At 50.9% G+C, this 16555-nt stretch carries 14 protein-coding genes; 2 read left to right on the forward strand and 12 right to left on the reverse strand.

Annotated features, from left to right (window positions below):
- Positions 1-12: 12 nt before the first annotated feature.
- Positions 13-1362 carry a GH1 family beta-glucosidase gene (locus tag H6X83_RS11100; protein ID WP_212506544.1) on the reverse strand — a complete coding sequence of 450 codons (1350 nt, stop codon included), beginning with the start codon at positions 1360-1362 and terminating at the stop codon, positions 13-15.
- A 171-nt stretch (positions 1363-1533) separates the two neighbouring features.
- On the opposite strand from H6X83_RS11100, the gene H6X83_RS11105 reads away from it, so the two are divergent.
- Positions 1534-2394 carry a LacI family DNA-binding transcriptional regulator gene (locus H6X83_RS11105; RefSeq protein WP_212506545.1) on the forward strand — a complete coding sequence of 287 codons (861 nt, stop codon included), beginning with the start codon at positions 1534-1536 and terminating at the stop codon, positions 2392-2394.
- 41 nt (positions 2395-2435) lie between these two features.
- Here H6X83_RS11105 and H6X83_RS11110 read toward each other — a convergent pair whose 3' ends face one another.
- Both H6X83_RS11110 and H6X83_RS11115 read right to left on the reverse strand, forming a co-directional pair.
- Positions 2436-3161 carry a GGDEF domain-containing protein gene (locus H6X83_RS11110; RefSeq protein WP_212506546.1) on the reverse strand — a complete coding sequence of 242 codons (726 nt, stop codon included), beginning with the start codon at positions 3159-3161 and terminating at the stop codon, positions 2436-2438.
- Positions 3162-3766: 605 nt separating this feature from the next.
- Positions 3767-5059, reverse strand: coding sequence for a hypothetical protein (locus H6X83_RS11115; RefSeq protein ID WP_212506547.1), 1293 nt, complete (start codon positions 5057-5059; stop codon positions 3767-3769).
- 303 nt (positions 5060-5362) lie between these two features.
- Between H6X83_RS11115 and H6X83_RS11120 the strand changes: the two genes are divergently transcribed.
- Positions 5363-5773 carry a hypothetical protein gene (locus tag H6X83_RS11120; RefSeq protein WP_212506548.1) on the forward strand — a complete coding sequence of 137 codons (411 nt, stop codon included), beginning with the start codon at positions 5363-5365 and terminating at the stop codon, positions 5771-5773.
- A 63-nt stretch (positions 5774-5836) separates the two neighbouring features.
- Here the strand turns inward: H6X83_RS11120 and H6X83_RS11125 are convergent, their stop codons facing one another.
- From H6X83_RS11125 to H6X83_RS11165, 9 genes are all read right to left on the reverse strand, one after another.
- Positions 5837-7678 (reverse strand): methyl-accepting chemotaxis protein, encoded by a 1842-nt coding sequence (locus tag H6X83_RS11125; protein WP_212506549.1) that lies wholly within the window; start codon positions 7676-7678, stop codon positions 5837-5839.
- Positions 7679-7710: 32 nt separating this feature from the next.
- Positions 7711-8220 carry a chemotaxis protein CheW gene (locus H6X83_RS11130; protein ID WP_212506550.1) on the reverse strand — a complete coding sequence of 170 codons (510 nt, stop codon included), beginning with the start codon at positions 8218-8220 and terminating at the stop codon, positions 7711-7713.
- A gap of 421 nt (positions 8221-8641) precedes the next feature.
- The gene (udk, locus tag H6X83_RS11135; RefSeq protein ID WP_212506551.1) at positions 8642-9277 is read right to left on the reverse strand and encodes a uridine kinase; all 636 of its coding nucleotides are present in this window, start codon (positions 9275-9277) and stop codon (positions 8642-8644) included.
- A gap of 157 nt (positions 9278-9434) precedes the next feature.
- Positions 9435-9872: a Fe-S cluster assembly sulfur transfer protein SufU gene (gene sufU, locus H6X83_RS11140; RefSeq protein ID WP_212506552.1), complete on the reverse strand. Its 438-nt coding sequence runs from the start codon at positions 9870-9872 to the stop codon at positions 9435-9437.
- Positions 9862-11085, reverse strand: a complete 1224-nt coding sequence (locus tag H6X83_RS11145) for a cysteine desulfurase (protein WP_425489192.1) — start codon at positions 11083-11085, stop codon at positions 9862-9864. Before H6X83_RS11145 ends, sufU begins: the two co-directional genes overlap by 11 nt.
- Complete coding sequence (locus H6X83_RS11150) at positions 11078-12115, reverse strand: SufB/SufD family protein (RefSeq protein WP_212506554.1); 1038 nt, start codon at positions 12113-12115, stop codon at positions 11078-11080. Before H6X83_RS11150 ends, H6X83_RS11145 begins: the two co-directional genes overlap by 8 nt.
- Before the next feature lie 277 nt (positions 12116-12392).
- Positions 12393-13802 carry a Fe-S cluster assembly protein SufB gene (sufB, locus tag H6X83_RS11155; RefSeq protein ID WP_212506555.1) on the reverse strand — a complete coding sequence of 470 codons (1410 nt, stop codon included), beginning with the start codon at positions 13800-13802 and terminating at the stop codon, positions 12393-12395.
- Positions 13799-14551, reverse strand: a complete 753-nt coding sequence (sufC, locus tag H6X83_RS11160; RefSeq protein ID WP_212506556.1) for a Fe-S cluster assembly ATPase SufC — start codon at positions 14549-14551, stop codon at positions 13799-13801. The genes sufB and sufC overlap by 4 nt, the downstream gene beginning before the upstream one ends.
- A 398-nt stretch (positions 14552-14949) precedes the next feature.
- The gene (locus tag H6X83_RS11165) at positions 14950-16548 is read right to left on the reverse strand and encodes a glycoside hydrolase family 43 protein (protein ID WP_212506557.1); all 1599 of its coding nucleotides are present in this window, start codon (positions 16546-16548) and stop codon (positions 14950-14952) included.
- Positions 16549-16555 lie beyond the last annotated feature (7 nt).

Genomic DNA, 16555 nt, shown 5'->3' on the forward strand with positions numbered 1-16555 from the left:
GTACGCACCTGTTTACAGATTCTCTCCGTTTTCCGCAATAATTTTGCGGTAGTCGTAAAAACTGTCCTTTGGTGTACGCTTCTGTGTTGCAAAGTCGACGTAAATTAAGCCAAAGCGCTCATCATAGCCGCGCGCCCACTCAAAGTTGTCCATCAGACTCCAGTGGAAGTAAGCACGCACATCCGTGCCGTCCTCCACGCAGCACCGCAGCTGACGCAGGTAACGGTGAATAAAGTCAATACGGTTGGGGTCGTGTACCTTACCGTCCAGTGAAACCGCATCGTGACAGGACATTCCGTTCTCGGTGATAACAATCGGTGTTTTATAGCGTTCGTACAGGAACTTCGGTACCCAGTAAAGGCTTTCCGGGGTCACCGGCCAATCGATTGCGGTACGTGGAAAACCCGCCGGACGCGGTACACATTTATAGCCGCCCTTTCCGTCTGCTTTCACTGGTACAGAATTGTAAATATTCTGGCCGTAAAAATCAAGTGGCTGGGAAATCAGCTTTAAATCATCCGTGCCAATCTGCGGCATATTTTCACCCATAACCTTAACTCCCTGCTCCGGGTAACAGCCCAACAGCACCGGGTCACTCCACCAGCTGACGGAAAAGGTCCACCGCTGCGGCACATCAAAGGTTGCCTGCCGTGCAGCTGCAATGTCCTCAGCACTCTCCGTTGCCGGATAAAAGCTGGAACCAGTGGGGGCATAGCCTATCTGCACATCGGAAATCACTTCCCGCAGTACCTGCACCGCTCTGCCGTGCGCCAGCAGTACATTGTGTGCCATCTGCAGGGTGTCTTTGCGGCTGCAGTGCAGGCCCGGCGCGTGCTCGCCAGTATCATAACCCAAACCAATAAAGCACTGCGGCTCGTTCAGCGTGAAAAAGTGTTTGATTTTTCCGCCAAGCCGCTTTGCGACCACACGGGTGTACTCCGCAAACCATGCCGGACTTTCCGGATTCAGCCAACCGCCCCTGCGGTGCAATGCATACGGGTACTCCCAGTGGTAAAGGGTGGCATAGGGCGTAATGCCGTTTTGCAGCAGTTCATCCGCCAGTTCCTCGTAAAAGCGCAGACCGGCTTCGTTTACTTTTCCGGTGCCGTCCGGCAGAATACGCGGCCAGCTGATGGAAAAGCGGTACGCCTGAATGCCCAGCTGCTTCATCAGCTGCACATCTTCCCGAAAGCGGTGGTAATGGTCACAGGCGGTGTCGCCGGTGTGCCCGTCAAAAACATTGCCGGGGCGGTGGCAAAACTCATCCCATACGGACAGACCGCGTCCGCCTTCATTCCAGGCTCCTTCAATCTGATACGCCGCTGTTGCCGCGCCCCAGAGAAAATCTTTTTGAAACGCCATATGTAAACAAACCCCTTTTTTCAATTTCCAGTACTATTATGATTGTAGCGAAATCCGCACGCAGATGCAAGCGGCTTGGCAGAAATATTGCGCTTTTTTAAGACACCACCGCTGTTTTGTGCTATACTTGTGCTGTATGTTTATTATTCTAGCAGCAAGAGAGGACTTCGCATGGGAACCACAACAAATGAACTTGAAGGAACACAAGCCTCGGCAGAAAATCCAATTATCCACATCGGCGCGGTTATTCCAAACCTACGCAGCAACTACCTTTCCCGCCTGCTGAATGCCGCTGTGCTGCAGGCAGAGCAGCACAACTGCCGCATCAGCGTTGCGCTGCACAACAAAGACCCCAAGGAGGAGCTTCGCCTGATTCGCAGCATGGTCGCTGACGGCGCGCGTGCGCTGCTTCTCTGTCCGATCAATCAGGGAACAAAATTTGAAATGTTTCTGAAAGACCTGCCCATCCCCACTGTTACAGTGGGAAATTACATTTCAGCGGACTTTCCATTCATTTCGTCGGATGAAAAGCAAGCTGCCATTGACGCGGTTGCACTTCTTGTTTCCAAAGGCTACCAAAAGCTCATTTTTGTCTGCCCACAGCTTTCCGTGCGTGAACATGAAAATATCCATACACACGAGCAGCGCACTTACGGCTTTATTGACGCAACCCACAAAAAGAATGTGGAAGCCATTATTGTCAGCTCCAGCGGCTATCTGGAGGAACTGGACATGGTGCTGAAAAATGAGGGACCCCGCACCGCTGTGCTTGCTTCCGGTGATACACGTGCGCTGCAGATCATGCAGCACCTGCTGAAAAAGGGGATGCGGATTCCGCAGGACATTGGCGTTATGGGCTTTGGCAACATTGACTGCCTGCAGTACATCCACCCCTCTCTCGCCACTGTTTCGCGTGACCTGGAAGAAGCCGGTCAGGCGGCAGCGGACATCCTGCTGAACATTATCAATGGCAGCCCTGCACCTGCCGAAACACTGCTGCCCTGCAAAGCACTGGACGGTGGCTCCATCTAACACAAAAGCAGCGGCAGTGCAAGGACTCTGCCGCTGCTTTTTTACTGACTTTCTTTCTGCCAGTATGAAATTCTGTTCCGGCCGGATTTTTTGGATGTATAAAGCGCATGGTCGGCACGGTCCACCTGCTGCATCCAGTCATCCGCTTTCTGCGGAACCTGCGTACAAACCCCTAAGCTGATGGTAACGATATCTCCGTTCATTGGAATTGCTTCCCGCCGCACAGCATGCAGCAATTTTTCGGCATAATGCTGTACTGCCTGTTCATTTACACGGTGTATCACTGAAATGAATTCTTCTCCGCCAAAACGGGCAAGAAAAGCACCGTGCTGCTTTGCAGTCGATTTCATCGCCCGCGATACTCTCTGCAGACAGTTGTCCCCCGCAAGATGTCCATAGCTGTCATTGTACAGTTTAAAGTGGTCGATATTCATCATGATAATTCCACAAAGTGAACGCTCGCTGCAGCATTGTTCATAAGTTTGCGTAATGTGCAAATCAAATCCGCGGCGGTTGGAAAGTGCTGTCAGTTCATCGTGCTCACTAACATATTCCAGTTCATACTGCATACGAGTTTCGCGAATATGCAAATCCTGAATTAGAAAAGAAGCGACACACCCAAAAATACTTGCTGTTACCGTACATGGGATATCGTAATACAGTGCGGCAGGTGTTTTTACCAAGCAGGCCGCCACCAAAAAGATCGTCTCTAAAAAAAGCATTTCAAAATTCAGCGATTTATAGGGCAGGAAAAATATAATATTCATCAGCAAGTAGCCTAAGGGGAAAAACGTAGCCGGCTGGCTGGGGAAAGGCACCACACTGATGATAATAAAAAACGACATTACAAGCAATATGAATTCGTGGCAAAGCTGCTGCACCTTCTGTAACGACGGAGGTGTATTTCTTCTGGAACAAATCCAAAGGCTGATTCCTGCAAAAACCGCTGTGTAAACCAAATAAATACCAAATAGTTCGGCATTATGCAAAGCAATCGCAAACCAGATTCCATAACCTACAAACAAAATCAGCGTTGCAACACACAAATGCACCAGCTGCTGCCAATTTTCTTTGCGGATTCTTTCCTTTGTATGCATATGTGAAAAACAAAATTTGCTTTCCGCTAAAAAATTTTTGTAAACAGAAAAAAGTGTCACGTCCGCCGCCCCCCTGCAACTGTCAGACGAACCCCGCAGTCCATCTGTTTTTCGTTATTTTTTCACTGATATGGTGAGTATATCACATTCATATACATTCAGCAAAATGTTTTTTACGGCGAATCCTTTGGTCAAAAGTAAATTTGCACAGAAAGCGTTGAAAAAACCGGCCTGCGCACACCGCGCGCCAGCCGGCTCATATCTTCTAAAGCAAGTTAAATCTGCACATTTACAAATGAACTAAAATCCTCCGTCAAACTATACCGCTGGGCCTGCTTCGGTGCAGCGTATATCCCATAAGGCTGCTCAAACTGTAAAAGGTTTTCCGCCCAGTCCACCAGACTGCGGGAGGGCATCTCCAGCCCCTGTGCTGCACGCTTTTGCACAGCCGCCGCCAAACCACGGCTGCCGCTGATGACTGACTCTGTCAGTTCCGGACAGGCAGCGTACTGCTGCAAAAAGGCATTGCGGTCAGCGTGCAAAGTCCCGTCTTCTGCCACGGTGATTCCCACCCGCTGCAAAGACTGTTCCGGCACCAAAATACGCCGCATATTCTGTGCCTGCATTCGTACACCGGTCCCCATTTCAATGTAGCTTTGTAAAAAGTGCAAAGCGTGATTGTAAGCCGCTGTCATCTTTTCCAGATGGTCTGCCGCCTTACTGCTGTCTGTACCTACTTGAACAAGTGCAGTTCCGGCTGCTTTCAGCTGCACTGTAATCCGGTAGTCGTCCAGATTCACTTCGTTGCTGTCCGTCACAACTGTTTTTCCATTCAACTGATAAACCGCATCCTGTGCTGCAGCAGCAGGAACATTCAGCCCGGCAGATTCCGCAAAAGTGCCGGACACCAAAAATTCGGCAGCCGCACCCATCTCATTGGCTTTTATCTGTAAAGAAACCTGTGTGTTGTGCTCCAGTACCGCAGCAGTGACCGCAATATCCGCTGCATTGATTTTTTCCACAGCCTGTCGCAAAACATCCGCATTTGTATTTGCGCCGGCATAATCGCTTAAGTCGACAGACACGCCGCCGAAGCTGGTAAGTATGCGCAGTGAACCACCCGCCGCAAGGGTGTTTTCCGCATTTCCCTGCCAGCTGTGGGAAACATTGCGCTGCGTCTGCGCAGTTCGCCGCACCGTAAGCACATAATTGGTGTGCGCCGCAGTCTGCCAGCGTGCAGCGGCCTGTGCCACCGCAGGGTCGGAGGAACGCACCTCCAGACCTGCGCCACCATCTGCCAATGCCCGCTTTGCCGCCACTTTTACGATGTTCATTTCCGCCGTATAACGGCGCATAAAAGTGTCCGCATCGGTGTCTAAACTGGAAATTTCCCCGTCCGCACCGGAGATTGCTGAAAAGCTCTTTGCCTTTTGCTTGCTAAAACGCTTTTTAAATGCATCCTGCATGTTTTGATTGTTTGCCGCCGCAGTTGCGGCAAACTGCTGATAGGTGCCATCCGCAATACGGCCCCATCCACTCATGGAAGTGATTCCCTTCATTCCACTCATAAATATATCCCCTTTTTGCAATTTGGGGCTCAGGTTCCGTCCCGAGTCACGTCCAGAAGCTTTAAATGACGTTTCTACTTAAAGTAACGAAATTTGCATCATATTTTGTTCCTAACCATCCTGACTGTATTTTCGCATTTTCTTTATATTTTGAAACGATTCTGAGGCGATTTCGAGGAAAATTTTTCAAATGAAATTTGTAGATTTTTTGTCCATTCTTACGAACCAAGCTTTGTTTTGGACAGACCGCCGATTCTGCAGTATAATTCAACTGAAAATACAAACGCATTTCGGAGGCAAAATGTGAAAGAGAATCCCAAGTCCAATTTCGTTGTGCTGCAAACACCCATCGGCCGCATCTGTGTAGGCACTGCCCTACCGTATCCCTGCACACAGAAACCTGCTGTTCAATACAATTCCGACGGCACTCTTGTAAAAATCATCACCGCCTCCAGCCAGATCAAGCTGCTGGAAAAGGACGTAGAAAGTATTTTTGCACCGTCTCTATACCAAAACTGCATGGAGCCGGAAAAAATCGAGATTCTGCCGCTTACATTGGAATTTTTCCCCAAAAATCAGCTGCGAATTTCAACACGCTACACAAAAAAGGAAGTTAACATCTGCGCCTGCCGGTTCAGCACCGCTGATTGGCAGGCGGCATTTCACACAACGGACTGTGTCCACTGCACAAACTGCGGACGCTGTGGCTGGTAACACAAAAAGGCACCGGGAGACGCTTGAATTAGAAGCGTTCCCGATGCCTTTTTCAATTCTGCATCAATATTTATCATGTACACTGTATGTACTTGGAGCACTGTAACTGCTGATATCTTCAAAGCTGTCTTCATCGGCATCATCTGTTGCCGATGAAGGCGGTGCACTGTCCACTGTGGAAGGTACCGTGTTAGAATTCTGCTGCAGTGCTGCGTCTGCATTACCTTTCAGCCTGAATTTTGAAACCAGATTCTTCAGCAGCTGAGCCTGTCCGGAAAGCTCTTCGCTGGCGGCGGCAGATTCTTCTGCAGTTGCGGTGTTGGTCTGTATCACATTGGAAATTTGCCCCACACCCTGTGTAACCTGCTCGATCGCTGTGGCCTGCTCATTGGAAGCATCTGCAATGCGGCGGATACCGTCTGTGACTTCTTCCGTACCTGTGACCACTTCTGTCAGGGACTGCGCGGTTTCGCCCGCAATTTCAGAGCCGTGTTTCACTGCTGTCAGCGATGTCTGAATCAGCTGGGAAGTACTCTTGGAAGCTTCTGCCGATTTGCCTGCCAGATTGCGCACCTCATCCGCAACCACTGCAAAACCTCTGCCGGCTGCACCCGCACGTGCTGCTTCTATTGCAGCGTTCAGCGCCAATATGTTGGTCTGAGATGCAATATCCTCAATGGCCTTAATGATTTTTCCTATTTTCGCGGAACTATTACTAATATCATGCATAGCAGTAATCATTTCCTGCATTTGCTGATTGCTTTCCCGCATTTTTTCGCTCATATCCTGCACCTTACCGCTGGCTTCATGTGCATAGGAAGCATTATCTTTGACATGCTCGGAAATATCATTAATCGTAGCGGCAAGTTCTTCCGCAGAAGAAGCCTGCTCGGTTGTTCCCTGCGAAAGATCCTGCGCTCCAGAAGAAACCTGACCTGCACCGCCTGCAACCTGATCAGCCGCAAGATTAATCTGCCCCATCGTTTGGTTCAGAGAATCTGACAGGTGGTCCAGCGCTTTTTTCACCGGAGCGAATTCACCCTCATAGTCATATGTAAGCTGGAAAGTCAAATTTCCGTCGGCAATCTCATTCAGCACATTTGTGATTTCCTGAAGGTAATTGCCGTAATTTTTCAGCTGTGCGGCTGTCCTGTTGAAGTTTGCCGCCAGCATACCCAGCTCATTTGTGGACTGGTAATCCACAGAAACATCCAGCTTGCCGTCTGCAATCTTGCGGGCTGCGCCATCAATTTTTGTGATGGGGCGTGAAATACCCTCAATCGTATAAATGGCAAACGCAAGGCAAACAACAAAGATAATCACATCTGAACAGAACATCAATTTTTGCGCATTGCTGTACACACTTGTGGCATTATTACTTGCTTGGGTTATCGCATCCTGGTCATACTTCACCAAGCTGTCGCAAAGCGTGTGCAGGTTTTTGTACTGCGTATAGGAATCATTTGCCATTACCCGCAGTGCATCAGTCGTTTCTTTTGCATTGCTCAGCGTAATCGCATTGTCATGGATGCCCAAATAAGCAGTCCAACCGGTCTTAATGTTGCTGACAATTTCCTTATCCTTATCGGACTGTGCAGTCTGGCTGCAAGCAGACAGTTTATTTTCCACTGTACTTTTCAGTGTAGCCATCAGCGCTTCGGAGTCCTGCTTGCCGGTTGTAGTTGTTGAACTGACGTGTTTATACTCCTGCAGGCGGAATTCCTTAATATTAGCGTTCAAGTCCTCCACTTGTACAATGGCGTTCATCCACTGATTTGCTATCACTTTTGTGCTGTCGTTCATCTGCATTAGAACTACAAAGGAAATAATATTTAGGGCAACCAAAAAAGCGAGCATAGCGGAAACCAAAATAATCAACTTCGTTTTGATTTTCAGGTTTTTCATAATGCAGGACTTCTCTCTATGAAACTTTTTAATTACTGTGCCGTCTGCACCAACGCTTCAAACTCATCCTCACCAAGGATTTTAGCGGTGTTGATGGTCAAAACCAATTTTTCACCCATGTGTGCCACACCGGTGAGGTACTGATTCACAGTATCGCTGTTAAGTTTCGGCGGCGGAGAAATCTGGTCATCCGCAATGTCTGTAACTTCCTCAACCTCGTCCACGATAAAGCCAAAGTAAATGTCGTGCACATTGCAAACGATAATGCAGGTACGGTCGTTGTACTCCTGCTCTGGTTTGCCAAGGCGCAGGCGGACATCAATCAGCGGCACAATCGCACCGCGCAGGTTGATGATTCCCTTTGCATAGTAAGGATACTCCGGAATTTCGGTAATCTCCTGCATGCCTACAATCTGTACTACATCTTTAATTGGTACACCAAAAAGCTGGCTGTCCGTCCAGAAAGTCAGGTACTTGCCTTTCATTTCATCATTATCAGCCTGTACCGCAATGTTGACTGTTTCAAAGCTGTCATTTTTCATTGTATGTTCTCCTTTTCACTGCTCTGCGAAACCGCATCCGCAGATTTTTAATGCCTGTAGAAAGCAGGCGGATTTCTATGATTTATAGATATAGAAATAATATGATACTGACTATATATCTGTTATAATTATACACCGGCAGTCCCAAAAAGTCTACCATTTATAAGAAAAAACACAATTTCTTTTTCTTTTTGCAGCGATTTTTCGGCAATATTTTCAAAAAGGTGCTGCAGATGCGAAAAAACTTTTGCTATAAAACAGAACTGCAGAATAAACCGCCCAAAAATCAACCGCTCCGCAAAAAACATTGGCTGCATGAATCAAGCAAAGCTCAGAGGACCGGACTTCTTCCCCGATTACACAACCAAAAGTGGGGCGAAAATGCCGCCCCACTTTTGGTTGTGCTGTAAGCATTGATGCTTTACTGCACACCGGGACCTCGGTGCAGCATGGCGTCCAGCCGGTCAATCAGCATCTGCAGGGCAACCTGATTTTGGCCGCCCTCCGGAATAATAATATCCGCGTTTTTCTTGCTTGGCTCCACAAACTGCTCATGCATTGGCTTTACCGTATTCATATACTGATTAATAACCGAATCCAGACTGCGGCCGCGCTCCTTAACATCGCGCAGCAGGCGGCGGATGAGGCGGATGTCCGCGTCGGTATCCACATACACCTTAATATCCATCAGATCCAGCAGTGCCTGATTTTCAAACAAAAGAATGCCTTCCAAGATCACCAGTGGCTTTGGTTCCACATGCACCGTTTCCGTCAGGCGGGTATGCTCCACAAAGGAATACTGCGGTCGGTCAATCGGCTCAAAGCTGCGCAGCTTCTGTACATCACGAATCATCAGGTCGGTTTCAAATGCATTGGGGTGGTCGTAATTCAGCTTTTGGCGTTCTTCCAGTGTCATGTCATCGTGCGGCAGGTAATAGTAATCGTGGGAAAGGATCAGTGCTTCGTCTGTGAAAGCGTCCAGCAGATTGTTTGCAAGGGTAGTTTTGCCGGAGCCGGTGCCGCCCGCCACGCCGATTACATAAGGGGTTTGTTGCATTGTTCTCCTCCTGAATTTTTTCGGGATGCCGAAATTCTTTTAAGTTACAGTATACCACATAATATATCCCGATACAACAAAAGCCAACGCGGGGAAGCACTGCCTCTCCGCGTTGACCGGTATGTTCATCTGCAATTTTTAAAATGAACAGGAAAGCTTAGTTTTTCTCCGCTTTTTTCGCGGCATCCTGCAGGGTGTGCCAGCCCAGCACCGCGCACTTTACGCGCGCGGGCATGTGGGAAATGTCCCGGAACGCCTGCGCATCCTCCAGTTCATCCAGCTGGTCTTCGTCTGTCACTTCGCCTTTAATCATGCCGAGGAACAAGTTGGAAAGATGCTCCGCCTCTTTCACGCTTTTTCCTTTAATTAAGTCAATCATAATGGAAGCGGAAGCCTGCGAAATGGCACAGCCGTCCCCCAAAAACGCCGCATCCTCTATCATACCGTCCTTTACCCGCAGCTGCAGGGAAATCTCATCCCCGCAGGAGGGATTGACACCTTCGATCACCTGTGTCGGATTTTCTACGGCATACTTGTGCTCTTTCGAGCGGCTGTTTTCTGTAATAATCTGTGTATAAATCTGTTCAAGCCCCATAGCCTAACCATTTCCTCACTTTCAGTAAACTCTCTGTCAGTGCGTCCACATCCTCGCGGGTGTTGTACACGGCAAAACTTGCTCGGCAGCAGGCAGTCAGCCCCATATGATGCAGCAGCGGCTGTGCACAGTGGTGACCCGCACGCACGCAAACTGCATCTGCATCCAGAATACTCGCAACATCGTGCGGATGTGCTTCATCCACATTAAACGCAATGGCACCCGCGTGCTCTCCCTCTGGTGTGCCGTACAGCGTAAGATGCGGCAGCTTAGAAAGCTTCTCCCACGCATAGTTGTAAACATCCCGTTCGCGACGGGCGATCGTTTCAAAACCGACGCTGTTTATCCAGCGGATGGCGGCGGCAAGGCCGACCGCGCCGCCGGCGTTCTGCGTGCCGGCTTCAAATTTCTGCGGCAGCGGCGCCCAGGTGGCGTTCTGCTCCCGCACGGATTCAATCATATCTCCGCCGGTTAAGAATGGCGGCATTTCCTCCAGCAGTTCTTTTCTGCCCCACAGCACACCGATACCGAGTGGGGAATAGAGTTTATGGCCGGAAAATGCAAGGAAATCCACGCCCAGTTTCGTAACATCCAGCTTGATGTGCGGTGCACTCTGGGCGCAGTCCAGCACACACACCGCACCAACCGCGTGCGCACGCGCGGCGATTTTCTCCACCGGCGAAACAAGCCCCAGCACATTGGAAACGTGCGTAAAGGCGACCAGCTTCACGCCTTTTGTGATTTTCTTTTCGATTTCTTCATCAGAAAAAGTACCGTCCGGATTGGTATAAAAAATTACAAGCTCCGCTCCGGTCACACGACAAACCTGCTGCCACGGAATCAAGTTGCTGTGATGCTCCAGAATGGAAACAGCCACCTTGTCCCCTGCTTTCAGGTTGTGCAGTCCCCAACTGTACGCAATTAAATTGAGCGCTTCGGTTGCATTGCGGGTAAATATGATTTCTTCTTTTTTCTGCGCATTCAGAAATGCAGCCACTTCCGTACGGGAATCCTCATAAGCCGCAGTGGCACGTTCCGCCACCTGATAAACGCCGCGATGCGGGTTTGCGTTGTCATGTTCGTAAAAGTGCTGAACTGCGTCCAACACTGCCTGCGGCCGCTGCGTGGTGGCACCGCTGTCCAGGTAAACCAGCCGTTTGCCGTCCTGCTGCATTTGCAGCAAGGGAAACTGCTTTACAATTTCGTCAATCAAGCTGCATCCTCCTTCCCAAGTAGTCCTTAATTTCATTTTGCAGTGCTTCATCCGGCACCTGTGCAATCACCGGCGCAAACTGCGCTTCTATTATAAGCTGTTTTGCCTGCGCTTCGCTCAGGCCGCGGGACTGCAGGTAAAACAGCCGTTGTGCATTGATTTTGCCAATCGTTGCAGCGTGCTGTCCCTCAACATCTTCCTCACTGCAAAGGATAAGCGGTACGGTGCGGTTTCTGGCCTGCGGGCTGAACAGCAGGGTTTCCTCTGCTTCATGTCCGGTAGAACGGGACGCACCGCGGATAAAGTCAATCGTGCCACGGTAGATTTTGTCACTCTCGCCCAGCAGCGCACCCGCCGCGTGCATTTCACTTTTTGTCTTCTTGCCGGTGTGGCGGGCAATGTAGTTCATGTCCAGTTTTCGCTTTTCGTCGCCAAAGTAAATGGTATCCGCGTTAAAGCGGCTCTGGCAGCCCTCCAGCAGTGCAAGGCAGCCGGTAAAAGCACGCGCACCGCCAAGCTCCGCCTGCACGACCTCCACATGGGCACCATCCGCAAGGAGCACACCCACATCATTGAAATGGCGGCTTTCGCCGCTCAAAAGCTGCACCTGCACCAGACGCACCTGGGCACCTTTGTCCGCAATGATTTTCGTCAGGCCGCCGTGGAAGCAGGCGGTTTCGTCCCCCGCGGTGTAAGACTGCAGTACGGTTACCTTGCTGTCCGCTTTCGCGTGAATCAGCGTAACATCCACCACCGGTTTTTCTTCTGCGAACACATACCGCATGGAATCATTGTCCGTGTATTCGGTGTTTTCGTCTGCTTCTATCCAATGATAATCTGTGCAGTTCTGCACTGCAAAATCTGCTGCTTCATGCCCCATTCCAGTTTCCACAGCAGCAAAAGCCTGCGGAAGTGTCGGTGCGGCAGCGCTGCCCTGCGGCCGCTGTGCAAGGAAAAGGGAGCGGTTGACCCCCAGCTGGTTCCAGGTAAGCGCCGGCAGCGTATTTATATTTTTAAGCTGTTGTTCCATTATTATCCTCCAACAATCACAATATTGTCAGCTTTCTTCCAAAGTAATACGCATAATTGCAAACACAAGTTCAAGGCCCTGGGCTTGCAGCCCACCTCTTCCAAAGGCGGGAACCCTTTTGTCCGCTTCGCGGACATCTCCCCTGCTAGGGGAGTAACCTGCTACTTATGTTACTAGGGACGAGGTCGTGGCGGGCTTCGCCCCCACACCCCTAGCCGCTTTCTAAGGAAGCGACGGAAAGTAACTTTGTGACACTTCTTTTAGTACTGCTCTGCTTTTAAATGCTGCCGTCCATTTCCAGCTTAATCAGGTTATTCATTTCCACCGCGTATTCCAGCGGCAGTTCCTTGGCAATCGGCTCCGCAAAACCGCTGACAATCATCGCGCGGGCGTCCTCTTCGCTGATGCCGCGGCTCATGAGGTAGAATACTGCGTCATCGCTGATCCGCCCGATTTTTGCCTCATGGCCAACGTCGGATTCGTCGTTGCGGATGTCCATCGCCGGAATGGTATCGGAACGGGAAATGCTGTCCAGCATCAGGGACTCACAGGAAACGGAGGACTTGCTTCCCACCGCTTCTTTTTGGATGGTAACCGCACTGCGGTAGGTACACTCACCGCCGTCTTTGGAAATCGACTTGGTTACAATGTGAGAACTGGTATGCGGCGCGGCATGAACCACTTTGGCGCCGGTGTCCAACTGCTGCCCCTTGCCGGCAAAGGTAATGCCGGTGAACTCCATGCGCGCACCCTCCCCCTTCAAGATGCTCATGGGATACAGGTAGGAAGTGTGCGAGCCAAAGGAGCCGGAAACCCACTCAATCGCGCCGCCCTCTTTGACCAGCGCACGCTTGGTGTTGAGGTTATACATATTCTTTGACCAGTTTTCAATCGTGGAGTAGCGCAAACGTGCGCCCTCCTCCACAAACAATTCCACACAGCCCGCATGCAGGTTCGCCACGTTGTACTTCGGGGCGGAACAGCCCTCTATAAAATGCAGGTATGCGCCCTTGTCCACAATAATCAGTGTGTGCTCAAACTGCCCCGCGCCCGGCGCGTTCAGCCGGAAGTAGGACTGCAGAGGGATCTCCACAGAAACGCCCTTCGGCACATATACAAAGGAACCGCCGGACCAAACTGCACCGTGCAGCGCCGCAAACTTGTGGTCGGTGGGCGGCACCAGCTTCATGAAATGTTCCCGCACCATATCGGCATATTCGCCCTTTAAGGCGCTTTCCATGTCGGTATAAACCACACCCTGTGCGGCAACCTCCTCACGCACATTGTGGTACACCACTTCGGAGTCATACTGTGCGCCCACGCCTGCCAGCGACTTGCGTTCCGCTTTTGGAATGCCCAGCCGCTCAAACGTATTTTTAATGTCGTCCGGCACTTCGCTCCACTTGCCGCGCATCGGGGTATCCGGGCGCACATAGGTAACAATATTGCGCATATCCAGCCCGTCAATGGGCGGACCCCACTCCGGCACAGAAAGCTTGTTGTAGGTTTCCAGTGACTTCAGGCGAAATTCCGTCATCCACGCGGGGTCGCCTTTTTCGCGGCTGACTTGCTCCACGATTTCCGGCGTTAAGCCTGCGTCCGCTTCGTAGGAAGCGTGTACTGCATCTTTAAAGTCGTACAGGCTGCGGTCAACATCCGCAATCTGCGTTTTTACCGCTTTGCTCATTGGGCGGCACCTTCTTCCAAACGGCGGAAGCCCTCACGGGAGATTTCATCAATCAGTTCCGGCCCGCCGGTGTGAATAATCTTTCCGTCCGCCAGCACATGAACGTAGTCCACTTTGAGTCCCTCTAAGATTTTCGCATTGTGTGTAATAATCAGCAGGGCGTTGTTTTCGTTTTTGTAGCGGCGGATGCCCTCGGAAACAATGCGGACCGCGTCCACATCCAAGCCGGAGTCGGTTTCATCCAGGATGGCAAGCTTCGGCTGCAGAATCAGCATCTGCAAAATTTCCGCTTTCTTTTTTTCGCCGCCGGAAAAGCCGACATTCAGGTAACGGTGGGCATATTCCTCATCCATGCTGAGGGCTTCCATCGTCTTTTTCAGCTCTTTCTGAAACGCAAACACCTTGAGCGGCTTGCCGGTAACGGCCGCTTTGCTGACACGCAGGAAATCTTCCAGCGTAACGCCGGGAACCTCTTCCGGGCTTTGAAAAGACATGAACAGGCCACGGCGAGCGCGGGCATCCGTCTTTTCCGCAGTAATATCCGCACCGTCAAAGGTAATGGTGCCAGCGTCCAGTTTATATTCCGGGTTGCCGAGGATCACGTTGCCAAGGGTAGATTTTCCGGCACCGTTTGGCCCCATAATCACATGTGTTTCACCGGGTGCAACGGACAGGTCAAGTCCGCTGAGGATTTCCTTTCCATCCACGCTTGCGTGTACTCCGCTGACTTCCAGTAAATTTTTTGTCATTTCTCTGAACACTCCTCACTGCAATATATCAGTAAATTAATATGTACTAAATTAGTATATTTATTATTGTATCCTCTTTCTGCAAAAAATCAAGGTCTTTTCTTAGCATTTCACAAATTTTTTATACTTTTAGAAGCCTGCGTAAAAAGTATGAAGAATTCACCACACTTTTAGTAAAGTTTACGCTTCTTTTATTGGTTTTCATTGGGTTTCGTTGGTTTGTATTTGCCCTTACAGTAAAAGTTCCGCCCGCCCTTTTAAGGGCGGTAGGCTTCGCCCCGCACTCTTAGCTGCTTTCTAAAAAAGCGATGGAAAGCGATTACAAGGGTAAGAACACAGAAAAACAGAGCCGCTGCATAGTTACAGCGGCTCTGCCGATTATTCCAGAATCCTAATTTTTACTTTTCTGCATTCTCTACATAAGAAAATGCATCAAAATCTGCCGGTGTACCACCGTACATGGAATCCTGGCAGCACAGTCCTACAAAAGCACCGGTAAATTCAAAGTCAGAACCAAATGCAAAGTCATCCGAAAGCGTACTTGCATCGTATACCGGCCCAACCGGTGTCCATTCTGCCGTCCCCGGCAGGCGGCAGCTAAACTGCAGGGAACGCGGCCCTGCCTGCACACGCAGACCGATTCTGCCGTTCTGTGTGAACAGCAGGTTCTCCTTCTGCGGCACAGAACCGGAACAGTCGCCGTTCACATTCGCCAGAACACCCACGCAGTATGCCTCGTGATCCTCGTCCCAGCTGACCCGAAGGTAATAGGAATTGCGTGTGTTGTAGTAGCAGATGAGTCCGGCCATCTGCAGAATCGAAGTCGGCTGAAACTCCATTTCTGTTTCCGCCGTATAGCAGAAATTCTGCACGCGGCGCGCAACCAGGCTCTGTTCGTAAGTGGACTGCGGCGATTCCCGTCCAAACAAACGCAGCCAACCCGGCCGCGCCGTGAGCGAAAGCAGGCGCTCACTTGCCGGGATGCGCAGGGTGTTCCACTCCGGATTCAGCACCGGCTCATCAAAGGTGTCATGCTGCACGGTAAGCATCGGCGTTTCCGTCTGCACACCGGGGACCGGCACATCCATTTGCGGGTGATTGCCGCCGCTGGAAAGGTACAGCCAGTCGTCGTCGTGCCACTCCACTGCCTGAATCGCGGTTTCGCGCCCCATGATGCACCGGTCGGTTTCGGGTGCGGGCCGGCCGCACAGGTGCGCCAGATACCACCGCCCGTCCGGCGTATCCGTCAGGCTGCCGTGACCGGCTTTCTGCAAGCACTCCGTCAGTTCCGTACCGTGGGAAGTCAATACCGGATTTTGCGGATGCACCTCATAGGGGCCAAAAAGATTCCTGCTGCGTGCCAGTGTAACCGCATGATTGTAGCCCGTGCCGCCCTCTGCCGTCATGAGGTAGTACCAGCCGTCACGGCGGTAGAGGTGCGGCGCTTCCGTCAGCCCAATGTTGGTACCGCGGAAGATATTGCGGCAGGGGCCAACCAGCTTCTTTTCGGTTTCAGAGTATTCCTGCAGCAGGATGCCGCTGAAAGGGTTTTCGCCCTCGCGCACGCCCCAGCGCATGTTTACCAGCCACTTGCGGCCATCCTCGTCATGAAAAAGCGAGGGGTCAAAGCCGCTGTGGTTCAACTCGATTGGTTCGCTCCACGGGCCGGTTACTGCCGGTGCTGTAACCAGATAATTTGTGACATCCATTGCCCGGCAGCGGTTGCGTACATTTGTAAAAATCAAATAGAACAGTCCATCGCTGTAGGAAAGGCATGGCGCCCACACGCCGGTGGAATCCGGCGTACCCAGCATGGAAAGCTGGCTTTCGCGTGTCAGCGCATAAGCTGCGTGTTCCCAGCAGACAAGGTCTTTTGACTGATATATGCGCACACCGGGGAACCACTGAAATGTGGAAACCGCCATGTAGTACACATCCCCCACCCGGCAGATGGACGGGTCCGGATTAAAGCCGCGCAAAACAGGATTGTGAATCATTAGCTGC

The organism is Caproicibacterium amylolyticum (assembly GCF_014467055.1).
GTDB classification, from domain to species: Bacteria; Bacillota; Clostridia; order Oscillospirales; family Acutalibacteraceae; genus Caproicibacterium; species Caproicibacterium amylolyticum.

Excerpts from the sequence above, each read along its gene's own strand:
- sufC (WP_212506556.1), bottom strand. The coding sequence starts at position 14,551 with ATGACAAAAAATTTACTGGAAGTCAGCGGAGTACACGCAAGCGTGGAT.
- H6X83_RS11130 (WP_212506550.1), bottom strand. The coding sequence starts at position 8,220 with ATGAAAAATGACAGCTTTGAAACAGTCAACATTGCGGTACAGGCTGAT.
- sufB (WP_212506555.1), bottom strand. The coding sequence starts at position 13,802 with ATGAGCAAAGCGGTAAAAACGCAGATTGCGGATGTTGACCGCAGCCTG.
- H6X83_RS11110 (WP_212506546.1), bottom strand. The coding sequence starts at position 3,161 with ATGAATATTATATTTTTCCTGCCCTATAAATCGCTGAATTTTGAAATG.
- sufU (WP_212506552.1), bottom strand. The coding sequence starts at position 9,872 with ATGGGGCTTGAACAGATTTATACACAGATTATTACAGAAAACAGCCGC.
- H6X83_RS11105 (WP_212506545.1), top strand. The coding sequence starts at position 1,534 with ATGGGAACCACAACAAATGAACTTGAAGGAACACAAGCCTCGGCAGAA.
- H6X83_RS11150 (WP_212506554.1), bottom strand. The coding sequence starts at position 12,115 with ATGGAACAACAGCTTAAAAATATAAATACGCTGCCGGCGCTTACCTGG.
- H6X83_RS11125 (WP_212506549.1), bottom strand. The coding sequence starts at position 7,678 with ATGAAAAACCTGAAAATCAAAACGAAGTTGATTATTTTGGTTTCCGCT.
- H6X83_RS11165 (WP_212506557.1), bottom strand. The coding sequence starts at position 16,548 with ATGATTCACAATCCTGTTTTGCGCGGCTTTAATCCGGACCCGTCCATC.
- udk (WP_212506551.1), bottom strand. The coding sequence starts at position 9,277 with ATGCAACAAACCCCTTATGTAATCGGCGTGGCGGGCGGCACCGGCTCC.
- H6X83_RS11115 (WP_212506547.1), bottom strand. The coding sequence starts at position 5,059 with ATGAGTGGAATGAAGGGAATCACTTCCATGAGTGGATGGGGCCGTATT.
- H6X83_RS11100 (WP_212506544.1), bottom strand. The coding sequence starts at position 1,362 with ATGGCGTTTCAAAAAGATTTTCTCTGGGGCGCGGCAACAGCGGCGTAT.